Origin of the sequence: Leptospira vanthielii serovar Holland str. Waz Holland = ATCC 700522 (assembly GCF_000332455.1) — a bacterium.
Lineage (GTDB): Bacteria > Spirochaetota > Leptospiria > Leptospirales > Leptospiraceae > Leptospira_A > Leptospira_A vanthielii.
The window spans coordinates 1-11,671 of the sequence record NZ_AOGY02000045.1 but is presented as its reverse complement, the minus strand read 5'-3'; the positions used below and the strand labels follow the sequence as shown (position 1 = coordinate 11,671).

Genomic DNA, 11,671 nt, shown 5'->3' with positions numbered 1-11,671 from the left:
CGAATTATTACGATAAAGTCCACGCCACGTTTTGCGCAGTACGGGCCCCATCGAGTGTTCTTTGGGAATCCTTTCATTGGAGAGGTAGTTGGCTTTGAAGAGATATCTGATCGGCATTGTCGTCTTTACTTTGCGGATGCAATTCTTGGAATTTTGGATTTGTATACGAGTAAAGTGTTGAAATACCAGAGGCTATTGTATAGAATTGACTAGTAAAAGTGTAACCCATGTGAGTGATCTAAAGTGTTACCGATGTGCCTTTCCATACACTCGGTGGATTTGGTTATGCGACATATAAATTAAAAGTCTTTTTTCCAGAGAAAACACCCAACCTCGCCTTTCACAACCTTGACCTTTCCTCTGCGTACAGGTTGTACATCAATGGCAAATTAGTTGTGGAACAAGGAAGTTTTGGAATTAATCCCAACTACTTTGAACCATCCTATAAATCCGTTCTTATGGATTTAGAACCACTTTCTGGCGAAACTGAAATTGTATTTGAAATTTCCAACTTCCACTACTCCAAAGGTGGATTTTGGGAGAGTATGGAACTCGGCGAAAGACGAATGTTATATGACAAAGTCAATCGTAGTTACCAAATCACCTCATTTCTTGCAGGAAGTATCTTTCTCTGGGCCTTGTATCACTTGGGTTTGTTTGTTATGCGTAGACAAGACAAAGCCAGTCTCTTTATATCTCTTTTTAGTTTACTTATTGTTATGCGACTTCTTACCATCGGCGAAAGGAATATTCTAAACATTTTTCCTGGGATGCCTATGGATTTCCTCATTCGATTGGAATTTGCCACTATTTACGTCGCAACCATTGTCTTTGCCTTTTTTTATAGGTTGGTATTTCCCAATACAGTGGGTAAAAAAACGATGTGGGTGCTTGGTATCCTCATCACACCATTTCTTGTTTCTATATTTTTACCCGTTGCCTTCTTCAGTGCACAAATTCATTATTTCCAAATCTTTTTGATACTAGTTTGTGTAAGGATCACCATCGCCATCATCATGGCTTACAGATCCGACACAGTGGGTGCTGGTTTATCTCTTATTGGGTTTAGTTTTGTTTTTGGAACGGTTGTTCATGATATTCTTTATCAAAACAATGTGATCAATACAATGAACCTAACTCCTTTTGGTTTTTTGGGTTTTATTCTTTTCCAAGGATACATTCTCTCTTATGGATTCACAAGAGCTTACCTATCGATTGAAAAACTAAAAGAACGATTAGAAGTTTCCAACAAGGAACTAAACATCCTAAAAGAAGGACTGGAGGACATTGTTGTTGAAAGAACTCACGAGTTAGAAAATTCCAAAGCTAACATAGAACGGCTGAACGAATTTGCAAAAACATTAAATACATCTCTTGAACTAGATAGTATTTTAACAAAAGCCTTCGATTATCTAAACGATGAAGTTTTTTGCGACTCGATGATTTTACTTTTAATAGATGCAAAAAATTCAAAACTTATTTATCACAAATCCGTTTCATCTCCTAACTCTGGATTGGCGTTAGAATCTAAGTTACAAGGAATGAGTTTCCCTTTGGATCCAAGTGCCGGACTTTTTTATCATGTATACAAAAGAAATCGTCCCTTCCGATTTGCAAAAGTACGGGAGTCACGCCTTACAGAATCAAATAAAAAATTTGTCCAATTGATTGGAAAACATCCAGGAATGATCATACCCCTCAGTTCGCAAGGAAAAGTCATCGCCTTGTTGGCTCTTTTTAGCGAACAAAGAGGAACCAGCTTTTCTAGATCACAACTCCAGTTAGTCGAAAACACCGCAGAGAACATTGCCACTGCCGTAACAAATTCCATCCTCGTGGAAGAAATGAACCGCGAAAAGTTCATCGCAGAAAATGCAAGATTGCAAATGGAAAATGCAAAAAACGAGGTTGTAAAGTTAAACGAGTTCACAAAAAAAATCAATTCGGAATCTAGCCTCTCACAAATCATCCAAGAAATGTTTAATTACATTTTAAAAACATTTGAAATCGAAGCTACCCTCCTCCAACTCATCGACACAAAGAAAAAAGAATTATACACTTACAATACAACCATTCCCGCTTATGCGACAGAAGAACAGTTGTCATTTGCAAAATCAATCCGCGTTCCCTTAAATGAAAAAGGGGGGATAATTTACAAAACTTTTCTCAGAAAAAAAGCTTTGTTCGTTCCTAAACCGCCAAAACGATATGAATCAGAGTTAGACGAACAAATTTTTTCACAATTAAGTCTCACTTCTTTTGTAGCCGTTCCACTAGTTGTGCAGAACGAAGTCATTGGTATGGCATATTTTACTTCCTACCAAAAACCAATGGAAGTCACACGCGAAGTAATCAGAAGGATCTCGGGATTTTGTGATCAAATTGCCGGTGCCATTCAGAACTCTCTATTGTTACAAATCACAGAAGAGGAAAGAAAAAAATCCGAAAGAGCCAAGGCAGAAATTCAGAAGATGAATGAGTTTGCAAAAAACGTAAACTCGCAAAATAACTTAGAAAATATCCTCGCAGAAATTTTTGGATTCATCCGAAAGAACTACAAAATCGAACATTGTGTTTTATATTTTCTAGACAAAGAATACAATGAATTCCGTTATCTTAACCACTCCGGATTCGATCTATTAGTTGACGATAATATAAACTTTTTTAAAACCCTTCGTTTCCCTCTCAGAGAAGATAGTGGCTTTGTATACAAATGTTACAAGAGAAAACGCCATTTCTATATGAAACATATACCGAAAGATATGCCGTATGCAGTAGACAAACAAATCACAGAGAAGTCAGGGATGAATGGATTTCTCATCTCTCCTCTTGTCAACAATGATGAAGTTGTTGCCATGGCAGTTTATGGAATCAGTGATGAAAACATCCAACTGACTACTGATGAAGTCAATTCCATAGTTGGTGTTTCCGAACACATTGCCAGTGCCATAAACAACCACTTTTTGCTTAAAAAAATTGAGGAAGAAAAACAAAGATCAGATTCCCTTTTACTCAATATCCTCCCCAAAAATGTAGCAGAAGAGTTACAGAAAAAAGGAAGAGTCAACCCTGTAGAATTTGAGAATGTAACACTGCTTATGACCAGTTTTCCTGGTTTTTCTCAAACAACAGGGCAACTCACTCCAGAAGAACTCATCGAAGGATTGGATTTATATTTTTCAAGGTTTGATGAAATCATCAAAGCACAAGGAATGGAAAAACTTCGGATGACTGGGGATATGTATCTGGCAGCGGGAGGACTTCCTGTTGGGAACTTTACCCATGCAGTGGATGCTTGTCTTGCCGCCTTACAAATCAAAAATGAAGTGATAAGGATGATGGAAGACTTCAAAGACATTCCATTCCGCCCCAATGGAATTACGATTGCCATTCATTCAGGACCTGTGGTTGCAGGAGTCATCGGCAAATCAAAGTTTAATTACGATGTTTGGGGAAAAACGGTAACACAAACACAAGCTATACGACGTGGTGGTGTGGGTACTCCAATCAATATCTCACTAGAAACAATGGAAAAAGTAAAACGACTTTTTCATATAGACAACCAACGCCAAATCAATACATACGAAGGTGACCAGTTCCCGATTTATGAATTGTTATCTTTAAAACCAGATTTGTCCGATGATACAGGGTTTATGCCTAACGAAAAGTTTGGAAGGTTGTATACACAACAGAAACGTGGAGCAAAAATTCTAATCAAATGATCTACGGACTTTTCGGTATCACAATTCTTTTTATTAGCATTCTGTATTGGATGATCTCTTTATACAAACAAAAAGAAGAAAAAGAAAATACTATCATAACATACCAATCAGAACTGCGGTTGTTAAAAGAAGAACTGGTAAGTAGAGAAAAAGAACTCATCAATACTAAATCTATCTCAGAAGAATTTTCAGACAAACTGGTTGATTCCTATACTCAACTCTCTGATTTAGATGGACTACTTAGAGAAATCAACTCTGCCTCAGACCTAAAAGAGATTCTCTATATATTGGGTCGTTACATAAGAGAAAAATTCAAAGTTCCCCATTATCTATTGTATGTTTACAAAGGAGAATTGGAAGCTTTAGAATTCTTTCATAGCAATTTTCCAGAAGACCTCACAGATAGGGTAAAAGAAGAAATTATGGGACGTAAGATCCCTGTTTCCGATTCCTATGTTACAATGTATGCTCATGCCTATGTTCGCAAACGCAAACGAAGTTTTTATATCCAAGATTTTGAGTCCTATAAAACAGAAGGTGTCGAACTTGCGAACAAACAATCGGCAAATCTAAAATCCCTCCTAATCGTTCCACTCTACTTACGGAACAAATTCATAGGCACTTTGGATTTATTAGATTATTCAGGAATTTTTGAACTCACCGAACAACAATTAAACCAAATAAAAATCATTGCCGATTATATTGCGGGAACAATTGAAACCGGATACCTTTTGAATGAACTCAAACAAGGGAATATTACGATCCAGAGGGAAAAAGAAAACATTGAAACCAACCGATTGAAGTTAGAAAACTTACATCGATTCAATCGAAGGATTAACTCTTATTCACAAATTGAAGATATCACCAGAGAGGTCTTTTCTTATCTGAAAATCAATCATAGGGTAGAGTTAGGGTTCATCCTTCTTGTAGATCTGAAAACTAATTCTCTTGTTCCCCTTATGGAAGGTGCGGAAGTTTTTAACAAAGGGCTTATTGTAAGTAATTTTCTTAGAACCTTTCGAACCGTCCTATCACCAAACATAGGTTCTCTTTTCAGAACCTACCAAAAACAAAAACCCGTATATTTAAAAAAATCAATCAAATGGAAACAACTGTCTACGATTGATACTTCCATTGCGGATAGTTTTAAATTGGAATTGTTTGGACAGATTCCACTCGTTGTGCAAGGTCAAACCATAGGAATCATTTGTGTCACTCGTCTCACACGAGAACAAGATTGGACCAAAGACGAATTCGCAGAAATTATTTCTTTTTGTGAACAGGTGGCTGGTGCGATCCACAATGCAAACCTTAGGCGAGACTTAGAAAAAGAAAGGGAAAAAACGCTCCACTTCATTCGGAACATTCTACCGGGAGATTTAGCCGACGAATTGATTGAAAGAGGAGAAGTAGCTCCAATGGAATACGAGTCGGTAAGTATTCTATTCACTGACTTCAAAAACTTTACATCTGCCGCAGAGTCACTCTCTCCAGAAGATCTCATTGAACAGTTGGATGGATGTTTCTCTCAATTTGATGACATCGCTGTCCGCCATAATTTTGAAAAACTAAAAACCATTGGTGATTCTTATATGGCTGCTGGAGGGATTCCTCAAGGAAATTTCACTCATCCTGTGGATGCCTGCCTTTTTGCTATGGAAATTAAGTCCTTTATGACTCAGATCAGATCCTTTAAACAAATGTTAGGTCAGGACTTTTGGGAAATCCGTATTGGAATTCATACAGGACCAGTTGTTGCGGGTGTTGTTGGTAAAACAAAATTTGCTTACGATGTCTGGGGAGATACAGTCAACACAGCAAGTCGAATGGAAAGTTCTGGTGATGCTGGAGAAATCAATCTTTCGGAAATCACTTATGATAAAGTAAAACGATTCTTTGAATGTGAATACAGAGGAAAGATAAAAGCCAAAAACAAAGGTGAGTTAGGTATGTATTTTTTAAAGAGACTACGCCCTGAATTTTCAAGGGATGTGGAAGGTATGGTTCCCAACCAAATCTTTTTAGATTTATACAAAAATTTGCAGATTGGTGCTAAGATCATTTATAGGCAAACAGGTTCCTAGTTCAATCACCTCCTCCAGAGGAACTGGAGCTGGAACTGCTTCCACCTTTTTTGCCAGAACTGGAACTAGAAGAACTGCTGGATCTTGTTGTCGTAGTAGATCTGCTAGTGGATGCAATCGGACACTTCTCAGAACACATCACATACATTGTGATACAAGTTACAGTTGTAGATGCGGCATTGTCCAATTGAGGGGCAAGAGCCAAAGCACAAACATATTGTTCTCGAAGACATCGATCCATACACTGAGATCGTGTCTCATAGTTTTTTGAATTGGAACATCCGGTAAATGCCAATACAAATCCGAAACAGAGAAACCAAAATTTGAAAGCCCATCGGTTCATGGGAATAGGATCTCACAATTTCATCGATCCTTCCATGGAGGATACCCGCAAATGTGGTGATTACCTAAGAAACTGACTTGCGTATACAAGGACTAGTTGCAAAAATTAGATAGATATATGGACACTCGCAAGGTAAGAATTCTTTTTTTAGGTTTTTACGTTTTATCTCTAATTGTTTGGATTGCTGAAGAAATTTTCACCCTGACCAACCCACCTGAGTATTTTGACCGATTCCGAATCATCATTGCCACGGTAGAGTCCTTCATTGCCCTTTCTTCCTTTCTTGTGGTCTTTATCCTTTACAAAGAACTGAAGGCGGAAGCAGTAGAAAACGTACAAGCAAAGTCTCAAATTCACGACTTAAAACGCACTAACAGAATTTTAAAAAATCCAGAACTGGGTTTTTGGGCTGAGGCAAAAGCCCAAATGGAAGAATGGAACCTATCAGAAGCGGAAACGGAAATCGCCATACTTTTACTACGTGGTTTCTCTCAAAAACAAATTGCTGCGGTTCGCAAAAAAAGTCTTCGCACTATCGAAAATCAAACCGCTTCCATATATGAAAAATCATCAATGAGGGGAAAATTGGAATTTATTTCTTACTTTTTAACTCCATTGTTACCTGAGGAAGATTAAACAAAAAACCTTGACCATTCCCATTTTCTTTGGTTTTTTATAGTTTGTTTTATGAAAAATCAGAAAATCCTTCTAACGTCTATTTTTCTTTTCTTCTGTTACTACCCGATTGTTTCTCAAACTACATTGGAAGAAAGGGACAAACAAAGGCAATCCGGTCTTGTCACTGCAAACCAAAAGAAACAGGAAGAAATTTTACAAAAATACAATGACTTTGTGAATCGAGTGCAAACCAAATTCCCTGGACTCAAAATTTCTTCATCCCCAATCGACTTAAAACAAGCAGAAGGAATTGCAGATCATAATGCAGCACCCGGTGCAAAAGATAAAAAATCAAAATCTCTTTTGGCAATTGCCGGAGATAGTTTTTTTCTCCAACTAGAACCTTCTAACAATGTTTCCAATCGTTCAGCAGTGAAGGTAAAAAAAGGAGATTCCTTGGAAGTGGTAATGGTTTTAAAACAAGACGTAACTGCAAAAAAAGAAGGGCCACATTGGGTTTTAGTTCGAACTAAATCTAAACAAGAAGGGTATGTTACCCAAGATTTACTTTCTCCAACCAAACCTGCAGTTAAGTCAAGAAACACAGAAGGTTTATCTTTAGACTTATCCTCTCTTTCTGGAAGGATCTCCGAATCACCTGATGCGAGTTATTCGGATTCAAAAAAAGGAAAAGATATGTGGGTAGAGGCAAGTTCTCTCAACATGAGAGGTGAACCCGATGTGAATGCCTATGTTGTAGCAAGATTACCCAAAGGATTGAAAGTCAAAATAGAAACATCTACCACCGCAGAGGAAACCATCGACGGAATCACTTCGCATTGGCAACAAATATCATCGGCTTATGGAAATGGTTGGGTGTTTGGTGGGTATTTAAGTTCTTCAGAAGTTGTGTCTTACGATGTCCAACCGGGAGAGATCACCTACCCTCAAGAAAATCCTGACGAACTAAAGAATGGAGAGAAACGTTATGTGCGCTCCACAAGTTTACGGATGCGAGATGAACCTAACGACTATGGTTCTGTTGTAACTACAATTGCCGGTGATGAAAAAATCAAAATCATTGATACCAAAAAAGAAATCGAGACCATTGGAGGAGTTCGTTCTAAATGGCTTTACGTTTCTTGGAATGATGAATGGGAAGGTTGGGTCTTCGGAGGATTTGTATCTAAAGAACGTGGCCCCCTTGTAGACAGCGATGATATTTCCAAATATTTTCAGATCCCTGTTGATAACGATCGTTATGTATCTTCCAACTTTGGAACCAGGGTAGATCCAGTCACAGGTAAGGTTGGTGCCTTCCATTCAGGGATTGATTTACCAGCTTCCATTGGCACTCCGATAAAAGCCGTGAGTGATGGGAAGGTATGGAGAACCACAACAACTAGCGGTGGTTATGGGATGCTTACCATCCTCAGCCACAAAAATAATATATTTACCTACTATGCTCACCAAAATGAACGCCTAGTAAAAGAAGGTGACACTGTCCGAACTGGAGATATCATTGGTCAGGTAGGAAATACCGGTAAATCGACCGGCCCTCATTTACATTTTGAAGTTAGGAAAGGCCCTGACCAACAAGCGTTGGATCCAGATGCTTATTTACCCAAATGAAACATAATCAAATTACTTTTAGTTTATTCCTTCTACTCATATCTTTTGGTAGCAGTTTTGCACAAGAAAACTTAGCCGAAACTACATCAGTCACTATTGTGGCTCCCGACATGGTTCAAATTCTATCCAAAGGGAATCTAAAGGAATTTGAAACAGCCATAACCAATGGCGGTGACATCAATGCCAGTGACGAATCAGGGAAAACCCTCCTCGTACTTGCAGTGGAAAAAAACAAACCCAAACATTTTGAAATTTTACTGAACCAAGGTGCCGATCTCAACAAAAGAGATTTATCCGGCAAAACATTGTTACACTATGTGGTCACCTCTCGTTTCACAGACCAAATCAAAACCATTGTGGAAAAAGGTGCGGACCTCAATGCATACGATGCAGATGGAAACACTGCACTACACGTAGCCATTCTGAAAGCAAATCTCACCGTACAGAAGTTACTTGTGGAGAGCAAAGCCGATGTAAATTTAAGGAACAATCCAAGAAAATCGCCCCTTTACTTAGCATTTGAAAAATCTAAAATAGACTCCATCACCTATCTTCTTCAAAATGGGGCAGACATTAATCTTCCTGACTTAACGGGTCGAACACCAGTTTTTGTTTCTATCGACCAAAAGAATTTAAAACTTTTAAACTTAAGTTTGGATTCCAATGGAAATCCCAATACAGAAGATACAAAGTCCATTCGACCCATTGTTTTTGCCATTGAAAAAGGATTTACCCAAGGATTAGAAGTTCTTTTGAACCGAGGTGCGGACGTAAATATTAAAACACCAGATGGAGAATCTCTACTGTTTTATGCGGTAGAAAAGAGAAACCTAACAGCCGTCAGCTTACTGCTCAAAAAAGGATTAGCTGTAGATTCAAAAAATCTAACCGGTAAAACTCTATTTGAACTTGCTTTACAAAAAAACGATTCTAATCTTTTAAAACTAGTTTTGGATGCAGGTGCCAACCCCAATCAAACATTATCCACAAATAAAAATCCATTGGAAGAATCCATTGAAACATCCAAATGGTCTGTCGCAGAAATTCTCATCCAGAAAAATGCAGATTTAATGACAGCAAATCCGTCCGGATACCTTCCCATTCATTTGGCTTCCCGGAAATCTGGACTTAAGATAGTAGAGGAGTTGGTGAAAAAAAATGTTCCCGTGGATGTCATAAACCAAAAAACAAACGAAACATCACTTTCGTTAGCTTTAGAGAACAAACAATTATCCATTGCAAAATTTCTCTTATCAAAAAAAGCCAATCCCAACCAGAAACAGAAAGATGGAGCCAATTTGATTTTTTCAACCATTGAAAGAAAGGATGCAGAAGCATTTAAACTTTTAGCAGCAGCAGGTGCCGATCTCCAGTCCTTAAACGAGGAAGGAGAAAACCTAATTACAATAGTTTGTAAGTTGGATATTGAGAAAAAAGAACAAAAGTTCGCAGACGAAACAATCAAACTATTGATTACCAAAGGTGTGAACCCAAATACAAAAAACAAACGCGGATTAAGTGCTCTTCACATTGCCCTCAACAGAAATCGTATAGACACCATGTCCCAACTCATTACGTTAGGTGCTGATCCTAACCTAACAGACAACAATGGACTCACAGTTTTACATAAGGCGATTCAAAAGTTTTTATCCTCTAGAGAGAATATCCAAACAGAAAGTTACAAGAAATTAGTACTATTCCTAGTGGAAAGAAGAGCGAACTTAAACCAACAGGATAAATTAGGGAAAACTATACTTTCCGAACTAGCAATCCAGTTTGATCCTGGTAAAAGTGATTCCATTTTGGAATTGGCTAGAGTTTTCGTTTTAAATGGCGGAGATTCTAAAATAGAAGATAAAACAGGAAAATCTCCGTTGGAATATGCGGAGGATAAGAAAATACCTGAACTGATTGAGATTTACCGCGGCCTTTAATGTCCATTCCTAAAAAAGAAAATCGAATCAACATCTTTGACTTCGTTAACACTGTCCCTACAAAGACATTCAAACGAGGAGAAATCATCGTAAGAGAAGGTGAACCGTCTAACGAGAAGATGTATTTCATCCTTAGCGGTTCTCTTTCTGTGGGAATGGGTGCACCTGATCAGGGAAATTTCCATGAAGTTCGTAAACTTTCCACAGGTGAATTTTTTGGAGAGATTGCACTTATATCAACCCACCCAAGAGCTATGACAGTTTTTATAGATTCAGACCGAGCGCAACTTGGCATCTTAGACAAACAAAATCTAACACGTATCGCAAATTCAAATCCAATGTTTGTTTATGCATTGTTACAAACTTATGTAGAACGTTTGATAGAAGCAGAACAAAAACTAAAAGATCTAACGGAGTCAAGTGATGGGACTTAAAGAATCTCTCGCAAAACTAAGTATGATCAATATCAAACGGGGAGAGGTACTCTTTAAAGAAGGGGTGCCTTCTAACGGAGCTATGTTCTTTTTATTTGAAGGACAGTTAGATATTTACAAACAAATCGAAGGCAAACATATAAAGCTGAGAAGTATATTACCTGGTGAGTTTTTTGGTGAAATGGCTATTATCAACAATAGCCCAAGAGCAGCATCCATCGTAGTTGTTTCCGAATCAGCAAAACTGGGAATCATCAATCGGACAACTTTTGGACAAATGAGCCAAGAAAGTCCCGAGTTTCTCTTTCTATTACTTAAAAAAGTTATAGAAAGACTTTATGAGACTGATGGAAAAATTCGTGCCATCAAACGAAAACAAGACGAAGATACTATGATAGCGAAAGTACTCCCTACACCCGCTTCTGGTTTAACCTCAAGTGGAAGTGGAGAACAAAATGGATCATCTGGTGATCCATTTTCTGATAATGCAACACCCATTGGAGAGTGATTTAGTTAATTTTGTTTTTTACGTTTTAACTTAAAGAGTTCTGGCGAAATTTGAATTTCAGGAATTACCCAACCACGATCATCAACAACTAACTCCTCAATCACTTCTGCAATTTGATCCGGTAATAAATAAGACTTTGGATCTTCGTCAGGTTCAAAGTTTAATTGGTGATAGATTCTAAAGTTTAACGCAACACTTCCTTTATTTTTTCCGCGGGAGTTTTCCAGCCAAGCGTTTTTCTTGGACGCTCATTTAAAAGCTTTTGGACTCTTTTCAGTTCTTTTCTTGATATATCATTAAAGTCAGTTTTTTTAGGAAAGAAATCTCTTATTAGCATATTCGTATTTTCACAAGTCCCCCTTTCCCAAGGACTTCCCGGATGACAAAAATATACTT

The 11,671-nt window shown here is 37.9% G+C and carries 9 protein-coding genes and 1 pseudogene; 8 read left to right on the top strand and 2 right to left on the bottom strand.

The genetic code is table 11. The annotated features are described in order from the left end of the window. From LEP1GSC199_RS21815 to LEP1GSC199_RS10360, 3 genes and pseudogenes are all read left to right on the top strand, one after another. Nucleotides 1–213 (top strand): annotated as a pseudogene (locus LEP1GSC199_RS21815) (hypothetical protein); the annotation flags it as partial. Nucleotides 214–254: 41 nt separating this feature from the next. After that, entirely contained in the window at nucleotides 255–3,722 is a 3,468-nt protein-coding gene (locus tag LEP1GSC199_RS10365) for an adenylate/guanylate cyclase domain-containing protein (RefSeq protein WP_002981708.1), read from the top strand. Further along, nucleotides 3,719–5,806: an adenylate/guanylate cyclase domain-containing protein gene (locus tag LEP1GSC199_RS10360; RefSeq protein WP_002981700.1), complete on the top strand. Its 2,088-nt coding sequence runs from the start codon at nucleotides 3,719–3,721 to the stop codon at nucleotides 5,804–5,806. The genes LEP1GSC199_RS10365 and LEP1GSC199_RS10360 overlap by 4 nt, the downstream gene beginning before the upstream one ends. Nucleotide 5,807: 1 nt before the next feature. Here the strand turns inward: LEP1GSC199_RS10360 and LEP1GSC199_RS10355 are convergent, their stop codons facing one another. Beyond that, on the bottom strand, nucleotides 5,808–6,047 hold the full coding sequence (locus LEP1GSC199_RS10355; RefSeq protein ID WP_232420751.1) for a hypothetical protein: 240 nt from the start codon (nucleotides 6,045–6,047) through the stop codon (nucleotides 5,808–5,810). A gap of 219 nt (nucleotides 6,048–6,266) precedes the next feature. On the opposite strand from LEP1GSC199_RS10355, the gene LEP1GSC199_RS10350 reads away from it, so the two are divergent. The 5 genes from LEP1GSC199_RS10350 to LEP1GSC199_RS10330 are packed head-to-tail and all read left to right on the top strand — an operon-like array spanning nucleotide 6,267 to nucleotide 11,275. Beyond that, entirely contained in the window at nucleotides 6,267–6,785 is a 519-nt protein-coding gene (locus tag LEP1GSC199_RS10350) for a helix-turn-helix transcriptional regulator (protein WP_039926572.1), read from the top strand. A 51-nt stretch (nucleotides 6,786–6,836) separates the two neighbouring features. After that, nucleotides 6,837–8,399 (top strand): peptidoglycan DD-metalloendopeptidase family protein, encoded by a 1,563-nt coding sequence (locus tag LEP1GSC199_RS10345; RefSeq protein ID WP_002981701.1) that lies wholly within the window; start codon nucleotides 6,837–6,839, stop codon nucleotides 8,397–8,399. Further along, a complete protein-coding gene (locus LEP1GSC199_RS10340; protein ID WP_002981707.1) occupies nucleotides 8,396–10,333 on the top strand; it encodes an ankyrin repeat domain-containing protein in 1,938 nt (645 codons plus the stop codon). Before LEP1GSC199_RS10345 ends, LEP1GSC199_RS10340 begins: the two co-directional genes overlap by 4 nt. Next, nucleotides 10,333–10,767 carry a Crp/Fnr family transcriptional regulator gene (locus tag LEP1GSC199_RS10335; RefSeq protein ID WP_002981706.1) on the top strand — a complete coding sequence of 145 codons (435 nt, stop codon included), beginning with the start codon at nucleotides 10,333–10,335 and terminating at the stop codon, nucleotides 10,765–10,767. The genes LEP1GSC199_RS10340 and LEP1GSC199_RS10335 overlap by 1 nt, the downstream gene beginning before the upstream one ends. After that, entirely contained in the window at nucleotides 10,757–11,275 is a 519-nt protein-coding gene (locus tag LEP1GSC199_RS10330; RefSeq protein ID WP_002981702.1) for a Crp/Fnr family transcriptional regulator, read from the top strand. Before LEP1GSC199_RS10335 ends, LEP1GSC199_RS10330 begins: the two co-directional genes overlap by 11 nt. Nucleotides 11,276–11,459: 184 nt before the next feature. Here the strand turns inward: LEP1GSC199_RS10330 and LEP1GSC199_RS10325 are convergent. Further along, nucleotides 11,460–11,671 (bottom strand): IS30 family transposase (locus LEP1GSC199_RS10325; RefSeq protein WP_002981705.1); only part of this gene is annotated, 212 nt, incomplete at its 5' end.

What these genes read in the sequence shown, in the direction of transcription:
- LEP1GSC199_RS10340 (WP_002981707.1), top strand. Translation starts at nt 8,396, where the DNA reads ATGAAACATAATCAAATTACTTTTAGTTTATTCCTTCTACTCATATCT.
- LEP1GSC199_RS10360 (WP_002981700.1), top strand. Translation starts at nt 3,719, where the DNA reads ATGATCTACGGACTTTTCGGTATCACAATTCTTTTTATTAGCATTCTG.
- LEP1GSC199_RS10350 (WP_039926572.1), top strand. Translation starts at nt 6,267, where the DNA reads ATGGACACTCGCAAGGTAAGAATTCTTTTTTTAGGTTTTTACGTTTTA.
- LEP1GSC199_RS10355 (WP_232420751.1), bottom strand. Translation starts at nt 6,047, where the DNA reads ATGGATCGATGTCTTCGAGAACAATATGTTTGTGCTTTGGCTCTTGCC.
- LEP1GSC199_RS10330 (WP_002981702.1), top strand. Translation starts at nt 10,757, where the DNA reads ATGGGACTTAAAGAATCTCTCGCAAAACTAAGTATGATCAATATCAAA.
- LEP1GSC199_RS10335 (WP_002981706.1), top strand. Translation starts at nt 10,333, where the DNA reads ATGTCCATTCCTAAAAAAGAAAATCGAATCAACATCTTTGACTTCGTT.
- LEP1GSC199_RS10345 (WP_002981701.1), top strand. Translation starts at nt 6,837, where the DNA reads ATGAAAAATCAGAAAATCCTTCTAACGTCTATTTTTCTTTTCTTCTGT.